The 18,835-nt window shown below is 40.1% G+C and carries 19 protein-coding genes; 18 read left to right on the forward strand and 1 reads right to left on the reverse strand.

Annotated features, from left to right (window positions below; genetic code table 11):
- Positions 1–12 precede the first annotated feature (12 nt).
- From lon to ABXT41_RS02665, 7 genes are all read left to right on the forward strand, one after another.
- Positions 13–2,421: an endopeptidase La gene (lon, locus tag ABXT41_RS02635; protein WP_415391279.1), complete on the forward strand. Its 2,409-nt coding sequence runs from the start codon at positions 13–15 to the stop codon at positions 2,419–2,421.
- Between the two features lie 135 nt (positions 2,422–2,556).
- Entirely contained in the window at positions 2,557–2,832 is a 276-nt protein-coding gene (locus ABXT41_RS02640; RefSeq protein WP_415391280.1) for an HU family DNA-binding protein, read from the forward strand.
- A 128-nt stretch (positions 2,833–2,960) separates the two neighbouring features.
- Positions 2,961–4,838: a SurA N-terminal domain-containing protein gene (locus ABXT41_RS02645; RefSeq protein ID WP_415391281.1), complete on the forward strand. Its 1,878-nt coding sequence runs from the start codon at positions 2,961–2,963 to the stop codon at positions 4,836–4,838.
- Between the two features lie 143 nt (positions 4,839–4,981).
- Entirely contained in the window at positions 4,982–6,406 is a 1,425-nt protein-coding gene (sthA, locus tag ABXT41_RS02650) for a Si-specific NAD(P)(+) transhydrogenase (RefSeq protein WP_415391282.1), read from the forward strand.
- A gap of 126 nt (positions 6,407–6,532) precedes the next feature.
- Positions 6,533–7,777 carry a lipoprotein-releasing ABC transporter permease subunit gene (locus tag ABXT41_RS02655; RefSeq protein WP_415391283.1) on the forward strand — a complete coding sequence of 415 codons (1,245 nt, stop codon included), beginning with the start codon at positions 6,533–6,535 and terminating at the stop codon, positions 7,775–7,777.
- Positions 7,767–8,486 carry an ABC transporter ATP-binding protein gene (locus ABXT41_RS02660; RefSeq protein WP_415391284.1) on the forward strand — a complete coding sequence of 240 codons (720 nt, stop codon included), beginning with the start codon at positions 7,767–7,769 and terminating at the stop codon, positions 8,484–8,486. Before ABXT41_RS02655 ends, ABXT41_RS02660 begins: the two co-directional genes overlap by 11 nt.
- A gap of 2 nt (positions 8,487–8,488) precedes the next feature.
- Entirely contained in the window at positions 8,489–9,724 is a 1,236-nt protein-coding gene (locus tag ABXT41_RS02665; RefSeq protein ID WP_415391285.1) for an ABC transporter permease, read from the forward strand.
- A gap of 16 nt (positions 9,725–9,740) precedes the next feature.
- On the opposite strand, the gene ABXT41_RS02670 is transcribed toward ABXT41_RS02665, so the two are convergent.
- Positions 9,741–10,280 carry a DUF2062 domain-containing protein gene (locus ABXT41_RS02670; RefSeq protein ID WP_415391286.1) on the reverse strand — a complete coding sequence of 180 codons (540 nt, stop codon included), beginning with the start codon at positions 10,278–10,280 and terminating at the stop codon, positions 9,741–9,743.
- Between the two features lie 374 nt (positions 10,281–10,654).
- On the opposite strand from ABXT41_RS02670, the gene ABXT41_RS02675 reads away from it, so the two are divergent.
- The 11 genes from ABXT41_RS02675 to ccmI all read left to right on the forward strand — a co-directional run bounded on the left by ABXT41_RS02675 (position 10,655) and on the right by ccmI (position 18,796).
- Positions 10,655–10,831: a PA3496 family putative envelope integrity protein gene (locus ABXT41_RS02675; RefSeq protein WP_415391287.1), complete on the forward strand. Its 177-nt coding sequence runs from the start codon at positions 10,655–10,657 to the stop codon at positions 10,829–10,831.
- Positions 10,832–10,942: 111 nt separating this feature from the next.
- Positions 10,943–11,608: a cytochrome c biogenesis heme-transporting ATPase CcmA gene (gene ccmA / locus ABXT41_RS02680; protein WP_415391288.1), complete on the forward strand. Its 666-nt coding sequence runs from the start codon at positions 10,943–10,945 to the stop codon at positions 11,606–11,608.
- Positions 11,609–11,610: 2 nt separating this feature from the next.
- On the forward strand, positions 11,611–12,282 hold the full coding sequence (gene ccmB, locus ABXT41_RS02685; RefSeq protein ID WP_415391289.1) for a heme exporter protein CcmB: 672 nt from the start codon (positions 11,611–11,613) through the stop codon (positions 12,280–12,282).
- Between the two features lie 34 nt (positions 12,283–12,316).
- On the forward strand, positions 12,317–13,069 hold the full coding sequence (ccmC, locus tag ABXT41_RS02690) for a heme ABC transporter permease CcmC (protein WP_415391290.1): 753 nt from the start codon (positions 12,317–12,319) through the stop codon (positions 13,067–13,069).
- Between the two features lie 54 nt (positions 13,070–13,123).
- Positions 13,124–13,309 carry a heme exporter protein CcmD gene (gene ccmD, locus ABXT41_RS02695; protein ID WP_415391291.1) on the forward strand — a complete coding sequence of 62 codons (186 nt, stop codon included), beginning with the start codon at positions 13,124–13,126 and terminating at the stop codon, positions 13,307–13,309.
- Positions 13,310–13,382: 73 nt separating this feature from the next.
- Positions 13,383–13,856, forward strand: a complete 474-nt coding sequence (gene ccmE, locus ABXT41_RS02700; RefSeq protein ID WP_415391292.1) for a cytochrome c maturation protein CcmE — start codon at positions 13,383–13,385, stop codon at positions 13,854–13,856.
- Positions 13,857–13,908: 52 nt separating this feature from the next.
- The gene (locus ABXT41_RS02705) at positions 13,909–15,861 is read left to right on the forward strand and encodes a heme lyase CcmF/NrfE family subunit (RefSeq protein WP_415391293.1); all 1,953 of its coding nucleotides are present in this window, start codon (positions 13,909–13,911) and stop codon (positions 15,859–15,861) included.
- Positions 15,862–15,927: 66 nt separating this feature from the next.
- Positions 15,928–16,452 carry a DsbE family thiol:disulfide interchange protein gene (locus ABXT41_RS02710; RefSeq protein WP_415391294.1) on the forward strand — a complete coding sequence of 175 codons (525 nt, stop codon included), beginning with the start codon at positions 15,928–15,930 and terminating at the stop codon, positions 16,450–16,452.
- A gap of 210 nt (positions 16,453–16,662) precedes the next feature.
- Positions 16,663–17,031 carry a carboxymuconolactone decarboxylase family protein gene (locus tag ABXT41_RS02715; RefSeq protein ID WP_415391295.1) on the forward strand — a complete coding sequence of 123 codons (369 nt, stop codon included), beginning with the start codon at positions 16,663–16,665 and terminating at the stop codon, positions 17,029–17,031.
- Between the two features lie 47 nt (positions 17,032–17,078).
- Complete coding sequence (locus tag ABXT41_RS02720) at positions 17,079–17,588, forward strand: cytochrome c-type biogenesis protein (protein ID WP_415391296.1); 510 nt, start codon at positions 17,079–17,081, stop codon at positions 17,586–17,588.
- Positions 17,588–18,796 carry a c-type cytochrome biogenesis protein CcmI gene (gene ccmI, locus ABXT41_RS02725; RefSeq protein WP_415391297.1) on the forward strand — a complete coding sequence of 403 codons (1,209 nt, stop codon included), beginning with the start codon at positions 17,588–17,590 and terminating at the stop codon, positions 18,794–18,796. The genes ABXT41_RS02720 and ccmI overlap by 1 nt, the downstream gene beginning before the upstream one ends.
- Positions 18,797–18,835 lie beyond the last annotated feature (39 nt).

An 18,835-nucleotide genomic window follows, 5' to 3' on the forward strand; every position in this document is an offset into this window, starting at 1 on the left:
CGAGGTTCACGAATGGAAGATTTATCTGTACTTAACAAATTACCTGTGTTGCCTTTGCGTGATGTGGTGGTTTATCCCTATGCAGTGATTCCGTTATTCGTGGGTAGAGAGAAGTCTATAGCAGCCCTAAATCAATCGATGTCTCAAGAAAAAAAAATATTGGTAGTTACGCAAAAATCAGCTTCAAAGGATGATCCATGTGCAGGTGATCTTTACAGTGTGGGAACACTGGCGACTATCTTGCAGATACTTGAGTTGCCAGATGGAACTGTGAAAGTTTTAATCGAAGGGGTTGAGAGGGTCAAGATTAAGGCCATTGAAGATATAGATGAATACCTTTTGTCGGAGTATGAAATATTTTCAGCTGGAAAGCTTGATGATCTTGAGGTGGAGACGATCATGCGGTTGGCATTAGACAAGTTTGAACAGTATGGAAACCTAAGCAAGAAAATACCAACTGAGACTATGGGTATCGTTGCCGCTATAACTGATGCAAGTCGCTTGGCTGATTCTTTGGCCAATCATCTTCCTCTTCCTCTTGAGCAAAAACAAAATATTTTAGAAATGATGGCCCTTATTGATCGATTTGAACTCTTATTGGTTTCAATGGAATCAGAGATCGAGTTGTTTGATATTGGACAAAAGATACGCACCCGCGTCAAAAAACAAATGGAAAAGAGTCAGAAGGAATATTTTTTAAATGAGCAAATGAAAGCTATTCAAAAAGAACTTGGTGATACGGATGAAGAGGATGATTTAGCTCAACTAGCTGGAAAAATTAAGAATGCTGGGATGACAAAGCATGCGTTAGCAAAAGCCAAAACAGAGCTTAAGAAACTTAAAGCTATGTCTCCTATGTCAGCTGAAGCTTCAGTGTTACGAGGTTACATTGATTGGCTTGTAAGTGTTCCCTGGAGAAAACGCTCAAAAGTTCGACACGATCTTAAGCGAGCAGAGTACATCCTTAATGAAGATCATTACGGGTTAGATGAAGTGAAAGAACGCATCTTAGAATTTCTTGCTGTGCAACAGCGCGTGAAGACACTAAAAGGCCCAGTGCTTTGCTTGGTTGGCCCTCCCGGCGTGGGGAAAACATCTCTTGGTGAGTCAATTGCTAAGGCAACTGGTAGAAAGTATGCACGCATGTCGCTTGGTGGTGTTCGCGATGAAGCTGAAATTCGAGGTCATCGGCGTACATATATAGGCTCACTGCCTGGAAAATTAATACAAAAATTATCTAAAGTGGAGGTGAAAAATCCTCTTTTTTTGCTTGATGAGATAGATAAAATGGGCACCGATCATCGCGGCGACCCCTCTTCTGCCATGTTGGAAGTTCTTGATCCAGAGCAAAATAATAGATTCAACGATCACTATCTTGAAGTTGACTACGATCTTTCCGAGGTGATGTTTATATGTACCGCCAACACAATGGATATTCCTGCTCCATTATTAGATCGAATGGAGATAATTCGTATTTCAGGATATACCGAAGATGAGAAGTTAAATATTGCACTTAAATATCTTTTACCAAAACAACTTAAAGCGAATGGTTTGACGGAAAAAGAATTATGCCTGCAAGAAAAACCTATGATAGATATTATTCGTTATTACACTAAAGAAGCTGGTGTCCGTGGCCTTGAAAAACAATTAGCAAGACTCTGCAGGAAAGTTGTAACCCAACATGTACGTGAAGAAACAAAAAAAACCTATTCAATTACAACTGAGGGGCTGGAAGAGCTGCTTGGCGTAAAAAGATATAATTTTGGCCGCGCTGAAGAAGAAAGCCAAGTTGGTCAGGTTACAGGTCTAGCTTGGACTCAAGTGGGCGGAGAGCTTTTAACTATAGAGTCTTCTGCAATACCGGGTAACGGAAAAGTTATAAAAACCGGTTCTTTGGGCGATGTGATGCAGGAATCAATTCAAGCAGCTTTAACTGTGGTGAGAAGTCGAGCTCAGGTACTGGGTGTGCATCGTGACTTCCATCAAAAATTGGATCTCCATATTCATGTCCCAGAAGGTGCCACCCCAAAAGACGGCCCAAGTGCCGGCATTGCTATGTGTACAGTTGTTGTGTCGGTCCTAACAGGGATACCAGTGAGAGCTGATGTTGCTATGACCGGAGAAATTACCTTGAGGGGCGAAGTTTTGAAAATCGGAGGATTGAAAGAAAAACTTCTTGCAGCCCACCGCGGAGGCATCAAAAAAGTAATTATACCTTATGAGAATAAGCACGATCTGAAAGAAATACCTGATAATATAAAAGATGATCTTGAGATAGTTCCTGTACAGTGGATTGATGAGGTTTTAGACATAGCCCTGCTAGCAAAACCGGCCCCTCTGTCTGATGAGGAGTACAAAAAAGAAGAGAAAGAATCCATTAAGGCTAAAGATATGTCTGAACCCCGCATTAATACTCATTAAATTGCTTGACCCACTGGCAGTGGGTTGGTATAAAGTTCATGTGACGACATTAACCGTTGAATATGATTAGTATATGTAAGGGGTTATGTGTCGCTGGTGAGCAGTTTAAATAACCATAATAAAAAGGAAATTATTGTGAATAAATCTGAATTAGTTGATGCAATTGCTGATGCTGCAGACCTGTCTAAGGCCTCAGCTGGACGTGCTCTTGATGCTGCAATTTCAGCAGTTTCTGGTGCGCTAGCAAAGAAAGATCAAGTTTCTCTTGTAGGTTTTGGTACTTTTGCTGTGAAGCACCGTGCGGCACGTGCAGGACGTAATCCACAGACAGGTGCAGAAATTCAAATTAAGGCTGCTTATGTACCTAGCTTCAAAGCAGGAAAAGCTCTTAAGGATGCTGTAAATTCTTAGTAGTGCTTTTTAGGCCGGCTAGCATTCTGGTGGTTTATTTAAAAGACGTATCTGTGATGCGTCTTTTTTTATATAATTAATTAATTTTCCTGTAAAGACGTACTGTATTTTACTACCAAGAGAAACTTATGCTTCAAGATTTTCGTGATAATCTCAGTGGTGTAGCGAAAAGTGTTTTAGTTGTTATCATTATAATCCCTTTTGCGCTTTTTGGTGTTGACGCCTTATTTGAGACCAGGGCCACTGCAAAGGAGGTAGCTAATATTAATGGCGATTCCATCTCAGAGCTGAGTCTTCAGCAAGCAATTCTTGTTAGAAAGCAACAAATTAGCAGTAGAGTGAAGGATATCGATCCATCCCTTTTGGATGACAAAATCATGAGGCCAGCTGTCCTAAAGCGCCTCATCAGGCAGAAGATAGAGGAACAAACTGCATCTGACATGGGGATGGCTATATCTAAGAAAAAGATTAATTCTTTGCTGGTCCAGGTCCCTGAATTTCAAACAAATGGTAGATTTAATCCTGAACTTTACGAGTTTGTAGTAAAACAGATGGGCTATACGCCAACCTCCCACTATAAGGCTATTTACTCTGACTTACTGGCTGAGCAGTTCTTTAAAGGTGTTGTTGCAACGGGATTTTCTACAGAAAAAGAGCAGGAATTAATAGCGACGGTTTTAGGCCAGACTCGCGATTATTATTACCTAACGATTCCTATTGAGGCGCAAAAAAATGCTGTCCAGCCTTCAGACGAGGATATTAGCAATTACTATGAAAATCATATGCCACAATTCATGACAGAAGAGCAGGTGCTGATTGAATATATAGAATTAAAGTCTTCTGATCTTTTAGGAGACATATCTGTAGATGCTAGCCTCATAGAGGAAGGCTATCAAGAAAAAGTTAAGGCCGCTTCTTTGGCCACACAATACCGTGCTGCACATATTCTTTTAGACAAAAAAGCAGATAATAGCCATTTAACTAAGATGACTGCTATACAAGAAAAATTAAAAAATAATGAAGATTTCGTCTTATTGGCAGAGGAATACTCTGATGATTTTCTAACTTCAGAAAAAGGCGGAGATCTTGGTTATGTTCGCTTAGGGGATCTTCCTTCTGAGCTGGATTTGGCCTTAGAGCGGCTTGCTGTCGGAGAGATTTCGGAGATTATAGAAACAAAAGCGGGAATTCATCTTTTAAAGTTATCTGAAAAGAAAGAGATAGAAATACCAAATAGAGAGCTATTAGAACCTGCTATTCGTGAAGAAATTCGACTGCAGATCGCTGCAGAGTTAATGCCTGAAAAAATAGAGGAGCTAAAAGAGCTGACATATAACGCCACATCACTACAAGATGTTTCCAGTACGATGGGGCTAGATTTAAGTGTCTCTGATTTTTTTGGACGGTCAGGTGGAGAAGGTGTAGCCGCCAGCAAGAAAGTCATAAACGCTGCTTTTAGTTCTTCGGTCATAGAGAATGGTTATGCTAGCGAAGTGATTGAGTTTTCCGATGACCATGTTTTAGTGTTATCTGTACGCGAACGTTCCGCCCCAAAAGTACAGCCATTAACTGACGTTAAGATTCAAATTAAAAAAACTATTCAATATGAAGTAGCATCTGAAAATATTGTGACTTATGGCTCCAAGTTGAAAGAGCTTGTTAAGTCTGGAGAGAGTATCGAGTCTGTTGCTAGGGCTGAAGGTCTTGCTTGGCAGGTCAGCTTCAACACTAAGATTGATGGCGGGAATAAAGATGACTATATTAGGAAAATTACTGTTTTCTCTATGAGATTGCCTGATGTTGATCCTGCTGTTGATTATATAATAATGCCAAATGGAGACTATGTGTTGGTAGCTTTAACTAAGGTTGCATTTGGCAATTACGAGACACTTCGTCTTACAGAAAAACAAGCAATGGTTTCCTCCAGATCGTCCGCTAACTCTAGTCGAGACTATCAGGCCTATATTGCTTTGTTGCATGAGAACGCAGACATTGCTTCAGAGTAATAAAGCTGTCTTGTTGCAAGAGTATATTTCCGCACAAGAGTATTGCCAAAGAATCAGTTAGAGCATTTTTTGGTTATGTTTAATGTTTAATATTTTATGTCTTAGTTAAAGCTAATGCCGTTAGCTTTCTGGAGGGGCAATCAATGGCCGATTACAAGTATGATTTGGTAATTATAGGCAGTGGCCCTGCAGGTGAAGGTGCAGCTATGTCTGCAGCCAAGCAGGGCTGGTCAGTAGCTGTTGTTGATGATCGTCCTATGGTCGGAGGAAACTGTACGCACCTAGGAACAATTCCATCTAAGGCTCTTCGTCATGCAGTTAGGCGAATGGTTCAATTTAATACTATGCCGATGTTTCGAGCAGTAGGCGAACCCCGATTATTTTCTTTTTCAGATGTAATGAGGTCAGCTGAAGAGGTTATTCGCAAGCAAGTAGAGATCAGGTCACACGAATACTCTCGGAATAGAGTAAAGCTCCATTTTGGGCGGGCTACTTTTTGCGACAAAAACAATATAATTGTAAGAAAAGCAGATGGCACCAATGAGAAAATTGAAAGTCGAAATTTTTTAATTGCCACCGGATCAAGCCCCTATCATCCCGAAGACGTTAACTTTGATCATCCTTGTATGTTTGATAGCGATACTATCTTAAAGCTAGACCATAATCCCCGTAATATTATTATCTACGGGGCAGGGGTAATAGGTTGTGAATATGCCTCCATTTTTTCTGGTTTAGACACTCGAGTTGATTTGGTAAATACTCGGGAAGGCCTATTAGAATTTCTTGATGATGAAATTTCTGATGCTTTGAGCTATCAGTTGCGAGATTTAAATGTCACTGTGCGGCACAAAGAAGAATATGCCGAAATTGAGACTCGCGACAATGGTGTCACGATGGTGCTTAAGTCAGGAAAAAGAATTCATGCAGAAGCTATTCTTTGGTGTAATGGTCGGACTGGCAATACGAAAAACCTGGGCTTAGATAAGATAGACTTGGATCTAGACAAAAGAGGACAGATAGCAGTGAATGAAGACTATCAGACCTCGTTGGCTAATATTTATGCTGCCGGCGATGTTGTTGGATGGCCTGCTTTAGCTGGAGCAGCTTACGACCAAGGTCGTTCTGCTGCGGCACATATGTGTGGCTTAAAGGTATATCATGTAGATGATGTCGCAACAGGAATATGGACTATTCCTGAGATCAGCTTTGTTGGGAAGACAGAGTCAGAGTTAACTAAGGAGCAGGTCCCGTATGAAATTGGACGGGCATATTTTAAAAATATAGCAAGAGCGCATATTTCTGGAGAAGAGGTGGGCGTGCTAAAGATTTTATTTCATCAGAAAACCTTGGCGATACTTGGCGTCCATTGTTTTGGTGCTGAAGCTGCAGAAATTATTCATATTGGACAAGCAATCATGAATCAGTCTGGAGATGCCAACACTTTAGATTATTTTATTAGCACAACCTTTAACTATCCGACGATGGCTGAAGCCTATAGATTAGCGGCTATTAATGGCATAAATAGGTTGAGTCGTGAATCCAGAAAATTGGCTTTTAATATAAGTTGATAATTATTTTATATGTGTAAAGTACATCGCTAGATAATAATCAAATAAGATAATGACAATTAATGGGCGTAAAATTGGAAAATTTGCTTTAATTGGCATAATAAATTCTATTTCAGGGTATTTGTTATGATAACTAATCTTTCCCTGAGTATCGGTTTTCGCTATATCAGAAGCAAGCGGAACAACTCCTACATCTCTTTTGTTTCACTGATATCTTTTGTTGCTATGTCTCTTGGAGTTATGGTTTTAGTTGTTGTCCTTTCTGTAATGAACGGGTTTGAGCATGAGATTAAAAAGCGCATTCTTAATGTACTGCCTCATATCTCAGTAACAAACTCATCAGGAATAATAAACTGGGGTCCAGTAGGCGAAAAATTGCTTAAATTTGATCATATTGAAGGGTACGCCCCTTTTGTTGAAGGCTATGGTTTGCTGTCATCTTCTTCTTTAAGTCAGGGTGTCCTATTGCAGGGTATTTCACCGCCAGATGAAGTCAACGCCAGCTCAATTAATGACCATATGATTGCAGGTGAAATCAACGATCTTGAGCCTGGTCAATATGGAATGCTGATTGGTAGCATGCTAGCCGGTTCTTTAGGTGTCACTGTTGGAGATAAAGTGGTTCTGTCATTACCTGAACTGAATGTTACCCCAGTTGGTGTTTTCCCGCGGTATAAGCGTTTTTATATACGAGGAATTTACCAAGTAGGAGCGCAGGTAGATGGTGGCATGGCATTTATTCATTATGTGGATGCTCAAAAACTATATCGTCTTGGTAAGAGTGTCACTGGAATAAAACTAAAGGTTGAGGATCCATTTCATGTCATGAGCCTGATTCCTTTTATTAAGAAAAGTATAAACCCATCATTTCGCATAAAGACTTGGACTACTGAGATGAGTAGCTTATTTAAAGCTATAAAGATGGAGAAAAAAATTGTTGGGATGCTGCTGTCAGTAATTATCGCCATAGCAGCATTTAATATCATAGCTAGTCTTGTATTGATGGTTTCCAGTAAAAGACGTGATATTGCTGTACTAAGAACGCTTGGAGCGAAAGAAAGCACGATAGCGGGTATATTTATGATCCAAGGTTGCATTATTGGTATATTGGGGGTGATTGTAGGGGCAACTTTAGGGTGTATATTGGCAGTATACATAGGAGATATTGTGAGTTGGATTGAACAGCAGACCGGAGTTCATATTTTCGATCCAGCAGTTTATTTTATTAGCCAAATTCCATCTAAATTGATGTGGGCAGATGTACTGCTGGTGTGCTGTATGAGTTTAATTCTAAGTATTTTAGCTACAGTTTACCCTGCTTTAAGGGCATCTCAAGTCTCCCCTGCAGAGGCGCTTCGCTATGATAGATAGTCATCGATGGGTAATGCAGTGCCAAGAATTATCTAAGTCATATATTGAATCTAATGTTGAAGTAAAAGTACTAAATAATATTTCATTAAAAGTTCGTGCAGGTGAAAAAATTGCTATTATTGGTACCTCCGGCTCAGGAAAAACAACGCTACTCAATCTACTAGGCGGCTTAGACGATCTATCACAAGGCTCCATCGAAGTGATGGGTGCTGACTGGGCCTCCATGACCGAAAATAAACGCGCCTTATGGCGAAACAAATATTTAGGTTTTGTGTACCAATTTCACCATCTTCTTGCAGAATTTACTGCTATAGAAAATGTATCTATGCCTTTATTGATCAGAGGGATCGGAAAAGTAGAGGCGCGACAAAGATCAAAAATAATTTTGTCACAAGTAGGCTTAGCTCATCGGTGTGAGCATAAACCTTCAGCCCTTTCAGGCGGAGAGCGACAAAGAGTGGCCATTGCAAGAGCGCTGGTTGCACATCCTGCATGCGTGTTAATGGATGAGCCTACAGGAAACCTCGATTGTTTTGCTGCTGAGGCTGTTCTTGATACGCTTCTTGGTCTGAATGTTGAATTTGGAATTAGCTTTATTATTGTTACTCATGACAGCAGTGTTGCATCAAAAATGGATCGAATCTTATCCCTGGAACATGGAGTTTTATTGGAAAAAAATTCAAATAACAAGTCACCACAGGCTGATTAGCAATGCTTAAACTTTTTCCTATTTTTATTGGGTGGAGGAGCTTCACGTCGGGTAGCGATAGTAATTTGGTATCTTTCATTTCTTTTTTGTCTATTTCAGGACTGGCCTTAGGGACGGCATTGCTTATTTTGGTGATGTCAGTTATGAATGGTTTTGAAAGGGAGATGGAGTCGACAATACTCGGGTCTGTGCCTCATGTGCAAATTTTTAAAGAGGACGGTGTAAATAACATCTCTGCGTTAACTCAGCTACTAGAATCTGACCCCAATGTGCGTGCAACTACACCTTTTTCTAAAGTGGATGGCATGCTGACAAGTAATGGCAGGGCTTTGCCTGTAGAGCTGCTTGGTATAGGGGCGCCTCAAAGCAAAGATTTTATTGGAGGCTTCCTGTCTTCTGAACTACTTTCTTCATTTAAGGAGAGAGAGAACAGCTTTTTATTAGCCAAAGGGGTTGCAGATAAATTATTCGTTGAGACCGGTGATAGGGTTGTGCTACTAGCACCTCAAGCCAAGACATTCGATCATGATGAATTTGCACCAAAAATTATTTCTTTTCGGGTGGGAGGAATTTTTAACACTCATACGCCTCTTGATCAAAAGCTAGTCTTAGGTCCGCTCAAAGCAGTTACACAAATAGCCGGCCTGAAAGATCCTCAAGGCATTCAAATTAAGTTAAATAATGTTTTTGATGCAAGAGAGACAGGATTCAGGCTTATCAGAGCCTTACCTTCAGGATATTTACTTTCTGACTGGGTCCAGACACATGGAAATATTTATCATGCGATAAAAATGTCACGTAAGATGATATTACTTCTAGTTTTTTTCATTCTAGCCATTGCTGTTTTTAATGTAGTCTCAATGCTTATGATGGTGGTGATAGATAAGCGTTCTGTTATATCAGTATTAAAAACTCAGGGCGCAACAAATTTTGAAATTGCTTTGATTTTTATGACCCAAGGCCTCCTTATTGGGCTAGTGGGTTCTTTTTTGGGCGCCATAATTGGCATCTTGGGCGCCCTGAACGCCCCTGTTGTTGTAAATAAACTAGAATCATTGCTAGGATTTAATTTTCTTGAATCTGAGGTTTATCCTATTGATTACCTGCCATCTCAGCTGGTCTGGAGTGATGTATTTTTAGTAATTTTGGTTGCAGTAGCATTAAATCTGATTGTCACCATCTACCCATCGTTGCAGGCAGCTAAGATTAAGCCAGCGAATGAGCTAAGATACGAATAAATAGATAATTTTATACTTATTGGGTATTTTTAGGCTGCACATCACTCCTCTTTTTTTGACGTAGCGTCCAGTTTCTAAGAACTTTCCATTTCCACAACTGATGTATAGCTATATAACCTAAACCACCACAAATAAAACCAGCTACAAGACTGCCTGTTAGTAGAGGGAGCCATATCAACTTGCCTTGACCAATTGCCCAGCTCCATGATAGCTCAATGGTAAAGGCTGTAAATTCCAACCCAAGCAGAAGAACGCCAATACCATAAGTAAACATAAATAATGGTGCAATAGTTAAAGGGTTGCTAATCCATACAAGTGCAACAGCCACAGGTAGGTTGCTGCGAAAAAAAAAGGCAAGCAGGGCCACAAGAATTGTTTGGCCAGGTATGGGCAAAAAAGCAACAAAAAGGCCAATAAAAAATGAAGTCGATATAGATACTCTATTTATGTGAAATAAATTAGGATCCATAAACAAGGGCCCCATCCATTTAATAGCACGGCTATTTAAAATTTTATGAGGAGCTGGAAGCCAGCGGTTTAGGAATTTTTTGGGCATACATAAATAGTCTGTATGGTTGAAGTTAGAGCCTGATTATGACTATTTTTTCCTGCACACACTACCGATTATGTTGATTCTGCAGCAGATAAAAGACTAACAATGATGTGTGTGCAATAATGGATATGGCAAAAATATAAGATTAATCAAGTGCTGGCAGATTTTTTAAAGAAAAAAACCATTTTTTCTTTTCAAGAAATAGAGCCTTATTAGGTTAAAATTCTTAATGATTATTTTTTGTAGCTGTTAATTTTTTTTAAATAAAAAAGTAATATTTTTCTTGACGATATGCAATTTTAAGCCTGTTTATTGCAAATATAAGTTGTAGTTTTTTACCGCTACGGTGCTTTATGTCGAGATAGAGAAATTTCGGCATGGGTAAAGATAATGACTTGAGTGATGATACCTTTGATGCAGAAGATTATTTTACCGAAGCAAAAGCAATAATTACCTCAGCTGCGTTTGAAGCGGATGTCAGGCGCAGACTTGAGGATCAGCTAGAAGGATTGCGGCTACAAAAATTTATTCAAGATTATCATTTTGATATGTAAATTTTTAGGGCATTTTTAGGGTCACTTCAATTCTTTAGTTGTCTTTTGCCTTCTTCATGCCAGCATTTTTTGGCATAATAAACACTTAACTTACAGCTAGGCTACAATCTGTTGTCTGACACAAATGCTTTTGCGTCCAATTCATCTTTAATGGGTATTCTCACTCTTAGGGATATTGAGTTTCATCGAAATGAAAATCTATTATTTTCAGGCATTAATGCGAGCCTCGAGTTTGGTGATATCTTGCAAATCGAAGGGCCAAATGGCTCCGGAAAAACTACACTATTGCGCTTGATTACTATGGCTTTAAGTCCTTACTTGGGGGAAATTACCTGGCAGGGAGAAAATGTAACCTATATTCGCGAAAGGTATCTAAAAAATGTGCTGTTTCTTGGTCACCAGCCAGGATTGAATGAATCATTGTCTGCTGAGGAAAATTTAATTTGGTGGCGTAGGTTAAATAAAAGTAATTCTTTGTCTGATTCTGATGCATTAAAACGTACGGGTTTGATTAAATATAAGAGTATCGCTTGTTCTCACTTGTCGGCTGGTCAGGTGCGTCGAGCTGCATTAGCAAGACTTCATGTTGCCGAAGCCAAGCTATGGATCCTTGATGAGCCATTTTCTGCTCTTGATAAAGAGGGCTCGAGAGAATTAAAAATATTGATTCTTGATCACTTAAACAGGGGCGGCATTGTGGTTCTTTCAACACATCATGATTTAGAAATCAAAAATATGAAGCGCATTTCATTAGTTTCTTCTCGTCAGGCATGTTGATAATGAATACAGGTTTTATGGTAATTTTTCGACGTGACTTGCTAGTAGCAATACGTCATCGAGGCGATCTTGCTAATCCTGTAATTTTCTTTTTTATAGTGATAGTTTTAGTTCCTCTTGGGCTGACGCCAGAGTCAAGCAAGCTTAGTGAAATTGCTCCGGGTATTCTTTGGGTGATGGCTTTGCTAGCATCGCTTTTATCGTTAGATAGCTTGTTTCAGAATGACTACGATGACGGAACTCTTGAACAAATTATTATTTTGCCCCAGCCTTTATACTTTATGGTATTAGCGAAAATAATTGTTCACTGGCTTGTCACTGGTTTGCCATTGTCACTTTTAGCGCCTATTTTAGGTATGATGTTGTCATTGCCGGATGCAGGTTACCCAGCCTTAGTGTTGAGTCTTTTGATGGGAACTGCAATCTTAAGTTTGCTTGGAGCTGTTGGGGCCGCTTTAACTCTACCCTTGGGCAAAGAGGGGCTTTTACTACCTTTAATCGTTATGCCTCTTTATATGCCAGTATTAATTTTTGGAGCTAATTCAGTTCAACTCGCAATTAATGGATTTTCTGTAATAGGTCCGTTAGCGACAATAGGATCATTGTTAGCTTTGTCGTTGATAGTTGCGCCCTATGTAACTGCAGGTGCATTGCGATTAAGTATTCAGGGGTGATTTAAATGTTAAGCAAAAAAGGCTAAACGTAGATATGTGGCAGTGGTTTCATCGACTAGCTTCACCCCGCTGGTTTTATCAAGCTAGCGGTAAATTCCTGCCTTGGATTTCCATGTTGGGGTTATTTTTTATCTCTCTAGGTTTGGTTTGGGGTCTCGGTTTCGCGCCCCAAGATGCCAAACAGGGGAATAGTTTCCGTATTATTTATATTCACGTTCCATCGTCTTTCCTCGCCTTGGTGGGTTATTACATAATGGCAGCTGCAGGAGCAATTGCCATTATATGGAAGATAAAACTTGCAGATATGGTTATGAAGGCAGCTGCGCCAATTGGCGCAGCTTTTACCTTTGTGGCCCTTTTGACAGGTGCCATTTGGGGGAAACCCACTTGGGGAACCTACTGGATATGGGATGCACGAATTACATCTATGTTGATCCTATTTTTTCTATATCTCGGGGTGATTATTCTTCAGAGCTCATATGAACATAAAGGATTATCTAGCAAAGCAGCAGCTTTACTGGCTTTAGTGGGGACGGTCAATATTCCTATTATTTATAAATCAGTAGATTGGTGGTATACACTGCATCAACCCGCTACTATTAGATTTACTGAAGCACCCTCTATGCACCCTGATATGTTCCAGCCCTTGCTGGTCATGATTGTTGGGTTTTATTTTCTTTATGCGATAGCCCTAGTTGCCAGTATTCGTGTTGAGATACTCCATAGAGAGCGTCGCACCAAATGGGTTCAAGATCTTGTGTTCACGAATAAGAATAATGATCCTTAATCTAGCTATGCGTAAGGTTTAATCTTATGAAATCTCGGTTTATAGGCGATAATAATGTTTCAGTTCGAGAATTTTAACGATTTTTTGTATATGGGGGGCCACGGCTACTATGTCTGGGTTGCTTATTTTTCATCACTGGGTGTACTGGCTTTTTTGCTTGTCGCTCCCTTTTTTCGCAAAAAAAATATAATTAAAGAGATAAAGAAACAGCGTCATTATGATTCCACTGGATATTCGTAGGTATTGATGCCTGTTGATTTTTTTCGAATAGATAAAAAATCTCTATTTGTCAGTTCTATTTTGAGAGAAACTTATGCACCCCTTAAGACGTTATCGCCTAACTATGGTAATTTTTATTGTTGTGATGACTTCTATTGCAGTCGGTTTGATGAGTTTTGCTTTACGGAAAAATATTAATCTTTTTTATACCCCCTCAAGTGTAGTTCTTGGTGAGGCTCCGATAAACGTAAATATTCGTGTAGGCGGAATGGTTGTAGAGGGAAGTTTGATCCGAGCCGAAGACTCGTTGCTAAGCATTTTCAAGGTAACAGATGGGGTTTCAGAAGTTAAAGTGCAGCATGAAGGCATCCTTCCTGATATGTTTGCTGAGGGCGGCGGCGCCGTAGCGACAGGAAAACTTGATGAGAATTTTATCTTTATTGCATCTACAGTTTTGGCCAAACATGATGAAAATTACATGCCTCCAGAAGTGACTTTTGCCATGGATGAAGCTCGTCTGCATACTAAAAAATTAAATTCTGAGGCTGGTAGCCTGAACAATAACTAAGACTCCGCTTGAATCCTGTCGACAAACAGGGGTATAGCTATAGGATAAAATAATGATAGCTGAATACGGCCATTTTGCATTAATACTTGCGCTAGCTTTAGCTCTCATGCAGGCAATAATTCCACAAATTGGTGCCTTTGCAGGGAATCGCCTATGGATGTCTACCGTCAGGCCTCTCGTGGCAGCACAGACTCTATTTGTGTTGATCAGCTTTGGGTGCCTAATCTTTCTTTTTCTCAATGATGACTTTTCTGTTAGATATGTTGCTGAAAACTCAAATACACTATTACCTGATCGGTACAAGATAAGTGCGGTATGGGGCGCTCATGAGGGTTCATTATTGCTCTGGGTTTTTATCCTTGCCCTTTGGAGTTCAGCTGTATCAATTTTCAGCGCTAACTTGCCTGCACACTTAGTTGCGAGAGTTCTAGCTGTGATGGGTTTTATTAGTGTAGGTTTCTACTTTTTTTTGCTGTTCACTTCAAACCCATTTGACAGAAGCTTACCTTTTTTCCCCAGTGAAGGGGCTGACTTAAACCCTTTATTGCAGGATGTCGGTTTGATATTTCATCCTCCTATGCTTTATATGGGCTATGTCGGACTATCTGTTGCCTTTTCTTTTTCTATTGCTGCGTTGTTGTCTGGCGACACTGATTCAGCATGGGCTCGTTGGGTCCGACCCTGGACTCTTGTTTCCTGGATATTTTTGACCCTAGGAATATCTCTGGGAAGTTGGTGGGCATATTATGAGCTTGGTTGGGGCGGATGGTGGTTTTGGGACCCAGTAGAGAATGCTTCGTTTATGCCATGGCTTGTCTGTACAGCCTTAATCCACAGCCTTTCTGCAACCGAAAAGCGCGGGGTGTTTAGGAGCTGGACATTACTACTTGCCATTATCGCTTTTTCTCTAAGCCTCCTAGGTACTTTTTTGGTACGCTCCGGGGTGCTTACGTCAGTTCATGCTTTTGCCTCAGATCCTACTAGGGGTGTTTTTATTCTCACCTTTCTTGTTATTGTGATTGGGGGCTCGTTGTTACTTTTTGCCCTTAAGGGACCAACAAAGAACGCTCCTTCAGGGTTTTCTGATTTGTCTAAAGAGATGTTTATACTTATTAACAATCTACTTTTAATGAGCCTAACAGTTGTGATTCTTCTGGGCACATTGTACCCGTTAATTGCAGACGTTTTAGGCTGGGGGAAAATCTCTGTTGGACCCCCTTACTTTAATTTATTTTTTGTGCCTTTAACCTTGCTTCTGGCGATTTTAATGCCGATTGGCTCTGTGTTGCGCTGGAAGAGAAGCACTACAGTCAGTGTGCGCCATTACTTTAATGGCCCCTTGGTGTGTTCGATTTTTTTAGGTGGACTATTTCCATTTTTTTATGAAGGTTACGAACCTATTGCTGCTGTAACAGTAATGGTAGCATTATGGATTATTTTTATTACACTTAGGGATGTGTGGAGGAAATCTGCACAAACCTCTAGATCAGTCCTGCATGGACTCATTCGGCTAAATGCAAGCTATTATGGGATGGTTGTTGCTCATATTGGTGTTGCTATATGCATCATTGGTGTTGGTCTAACAAGCACATATAGCGTACAACGTGATATTCGTATGGAGCCCGGAGATCAGGTTAATGTGGCCGGCTACCAGTTTAAATTTGTAGCCATAGGTCCCTTTAAGGGTCCAAATTATATTGCTGATCAGGCAGAGATAGCTGTCACTAGAGATGATTCTGCTGTTGCTGTACTTTATCCCCAGAAACGTCGGTATTTAGCCAGCGGTCAAACTATGACAGAGGCGTCGATAGATAGCGGGATATTCCGCGACCTATACGTAGCCTTAGGGGAACCTCTCAAAGGTGAAGCTTGGGCACTCCGCGTGTATGTAAAACCTTTTGTAATATGGATATGGCTTGGCAGTGCTTTTATCGCTTTAGGGGCATTAATAGCATTGCTAGATCGGCGTTACAGGATTAACCGAAGAAAGGCTGTCCATGCATAACATTACAGAAAATAATATGCTTTGGCGGGAGTCACACAAAATGATAAAACTCATATGGTGCAGTTAGTGTATAGACTGAAACTTTTCCTACCCCTGTTGATCTTCATCATAGTTGCTGTATTCCTAGTAGTTGCATTAGGTCGTGATCCTAATGCTATGCCTTCTGCATTGCTGGATCGCTCTGTTCCTGAATTCTCTTTACGTGTTTTGGGTGACGAGGATCGATATGTAGGTCAGGAAATTTTTTTAGGCGAACCGTCATTACTGAATGTATGGGCTACTTGGTGTTTTTCATGCAGAATTGAACACTCGTATTTACTCAAGCTTTCTTCGCAAGGCGTCCGTATTGTTGGTCTAAACTATAAGGATAATGGGAAAAAAGCTAAGAACTGGCTGCTTGAAATGAAGGACCCTTATGCTTTAAGCATTATTGATAACATTGGTAGATTTGCTATGAATCTAGGTGTCTTTGGCGCCCCTGAGACCTATTTGATAGACGGAATGGGTATAATTAGATACAAGCATGTTGGGGTGATAGATGATCGTATTTGGTATGACCATCTTCTTCCTGTTTGGGAGAGCATTAAGTAGATTTATTAAAACAATTGACAAAAATCAATAAGATTTAAAATTTGCTTACATGCTTACATGCTTACATGCTTACATGCTTACATGCTTACATGCTTACATGCTTACATGCTTACATGCTTACATGCTTACATGCTTACATGCTTACATGCTTACATGCTTACATGCTTACATGCTTACATGCTTACATAAATGCCTAAAAAGGGGAAAAGAATGGCTCATGAGAATTATCAAAAAGGTATGGCCACCCGTCGTCAAGTTATGGGGGATAAATTTGTTGATAAAGCAATGGATTCTGTTACAGATTTTAGCAAACCTGTGCAGGATTATATCAATGAGAACTGCTGGGGGGCTATTTGGAGCAGAGAGACGCTACCATTAAAAATACGTAGCGTTATCACTATAGCAGTATTGGCCGCACTAAAATCCCCGATAGAGCTTAAAGGCCATATTCGTGGCGCAATTAATAATGGTTGCTCCAAAGAAGAAATACAGGAAATACTGTTGCATACAGCACCCTACATTGGAGCCCCTGCCTTGCAAGAAGCATTTCGTGCTGCAGAAAAAGCATTTGAGGAATAAGACGCAAAACGTTACATGTTGCTAATTTGTAAATCAAGGAAAAACAAGTGAGTAGAAGGTTATACATCACTCTGATGATATTATTATTGATGATGCCATTTGGCTCGACCGCTTTGGCTTTAGAGGCGAGATCTTTTTCTTCAGAGCAGCTTCGCCATCGTTACCATATTTTAAGCAATGAGCTGCGTTGCCCGAAATGTCAAAATCAAAATTTAGCTGACTCAAATTCACTTATAGCTGTTGATTTAAGAGACCAAGTTTATTTTATGCTTGAAGCAGGCAAGTCCGATAACGACATTGTTAGCTTTTTGGTGGCCCGTTATGGTGACTTTGTGATGTACCGCCCCCCCCTAAAGACAACGACTTTTATTCTTTGGTTTGCCCCGGGCGCCTTATTTTTAATTAGCCTCACCTTTGTTTTTTTTATACGCCGTTCTCGTTTAGCTGAAAATCAAACTGTTGTTAAATTTAAGGCCAGTGAACAGCTTCATTTAGAGGAGCTCTTGATGGAGACCCATAAAAATAGACACCTTGATTCCGATGGGGTCAGCAAGTGATGTGGCTAGTTTTTGCTTTTCTTACCCTTTTGGCTGCAATTTTTATTATTATTCCTTTGCTTAAAAGTAGGATCCGGCAGGAAATCCCAACCCTGCGCCCTGATGACAAAATAGCAGAAAATATTCTTGCATTTAAAGATCAACAAGCAGAGCTAGACTTCCAATTGGCAGGGGGTGTAATTGACGATACAGAATACTCTGAACTTTTGTTGGAGCAAAAACGCATCTTGCTGTTGGATGCGGTAAATGAATCCAAGTATCCAAAAAAAGAGTATGCAGATAGGGGTGCATGGATAATCCTCCTTAGTTTGCTACTGACGCCTATATTTGTGTTTAGCCTATACCATTACTTGGGTGCCAGCGCTGATCTTAATATTACAGATTTGTTAAAAAAACGTGCCTCTATTCCTATGAACGACATAGACCGTAAAGCCTTAAGTAAGAAAATACAGAAAAAAATGTCTAGTAGGCTGCTGAGCGAGCCCGATCATCCATTTTATCTGGTGACATTGGCGCAACTTCAAATGGAAGATGGTAATTTCAGGGACGCACAGTCATCTTATTTCGAGGCCTTAAATGCTAGACCTAATGATTCCGAGTTAATGTCAGAATATGCGCAGGCAACATATTTTTTAGAAGATAAAAAATTTAGCGAGAAGGTAAACCTTATTTTAGACGACGCATTAAGTTTAAACCCAAGCAACCCAATAGCTTTGGGCCTTCAAGGGATCCGCTATTTTGAGTCAAATAGTTACAAGTTAGCCATTAAGAGTTGGAAGAATGCATTGTTGGTCATTCCTGCAAACACCGCAGAGGCTGATGCACTAAAATCAGGAATTTCCTATGCTCAAAAACTGCTTAAGGAGGATATTTTCACTCTATCTATAAAGATTTCGGTATCTCCAGAGTATAAAATTACAAAGGGTCAGGTTATGTATGTTTATGCGAAAGAATGGGGAGGGGAACCAAAGCCTTTGGCGGCAATAAAGTTGCTTGTGGGCGATTTCCCTGCAACTGTTATTTTGGACGATACTATGTCTATGATGGGTGGAAAAATTTTATCCTCAGTCGATTTTTTAGAGATTTTTGCTAGAGTTTCTGTATCAGGTTCTGCGACTCCTTCTCATGGCGATTACCAGGGGTCAACTGGAAAGATCAAGGTGCAGGGGTCACGAACTGTAAAGATACAGATTGATAAGAAGATATAGGCTTGTGACTACAGGTAAGCTCGTTTAGCATATTGCAAT

Origin of the sequence: Porticoccus sp. Uisw_050_02 (assembly GCF_047729555.1) — a bacterium.
Classification (GTDB): Bacteria; Pseudomonadota; Gammaproteobacteria; order Pseudomonadales; family Porticoccaceae; genus Porticoccus.

Excerpts from the sequence above, each read along its gene's own strand:
- lon (WP_415391279.1), top strand. The coding sequence starts at position 13 with ATGGAAGATTTATCTGTACTTAACAAATTACCTGTGTTGCCTTTGCGT.
- ABXT41_RS02645 (WP_415391281.1), top strand. The coding sequence starts at position 2,961 with ATGCTTCAAGATTTTCGTGATAATCTCAGTGGTGTAGCGAAAAGTGTT.
- sthA (WP_415391282.1), top strand. The coding sequence starts at position 4,982 with ATGGCCGATTACAAGTATGATTTGGTAATTATAGGCAGTGGCCCTGCA.
- ABXT41_RS02655 (WP_415391283.1), top strand. The coding sequence starts at position 6,533 with ATGATAACTAATCTTTCCCTGAGTATCGGTTTTCGCTATATCAGAAGC.
- ABXT41_RS02660 (WP_415391284.1), top strand. The coding sequence starts at position 7,767 with ATGATAGATAGTCATCGATGGGTAATGCAGTGCCAAGAATTATCTAAG.
- ABXT41_RS02665 (WP_415391285.1), top strand. The coding sequence starts at position 8,489 with ATGCTTAAACTTTTTCCTATTTTTATTGGGTGGAGGAGCTTCACGTCG.
- ABXT41_RS02670 (WP_415391286.1), bottom strand. The coding sequence starts at position 10,280 with ATGCCCAAAAAATTCCTAAACCGCTGGCTTCCAGCTCCTCATAAAATT.
- ABXT41_RS02675 (WP_415391287.1), top strand. The coding sequence starts at position 10,655 with ATGGGTAAAGATAATGACTTGAGTGATGATACCTTTGATGCAGAAGAT.
- ccmB (WP_415391289.1), top strand. The coding sequence starts at position 11,611 with ATGAATACAGGTTTTATGGTAATTTTTCGACGTGACTTGCTAGTAGCA.
- ccmC (WP_415391290.1), top strand. The coding sequence starts at position 12,317 with ATGTGGCAGTGGTTTCATCGACTAGCTTCACCCCGCTGGTTTTATCAA.
- ccmD (WP_415391291.1), top strand. The coding sequence starts at position 13,124 with ATGTTTCAGTTCGAGAATTTTAACGATTTTTTGTATATGGGGGGCCAC.
- ccmE (WP_415391292.1), top strand. The coding sequence starts at position 13,383 with ATGCACCCCTTAAGACGTTATCGCCTAACTATGGTAATTTTTATTGTT.
- ABXT41_RS02705 (WP_415391293.1), top strand. The coding sequence starts at position 13,909 with ATGATAGCTGAATACGGCCATTTTGCATTAATACTTGCGCTAGCTTTA.
- ABXT41_RS02715 (WP_415391295.1), top strand. The coding sequence starts at position 16,663 with ATGGCTCATGAGAATTATCAAAAAGGTATGGCCACCCGTCGTCAAGTT.
- ccmI (WP_415391297.1), top strand. The coding sequence starts at position 17,588 with ATGTGGCTAGTTTTTGCTTTTCTTACCCTTTTGGCTGCAATTTTTATT.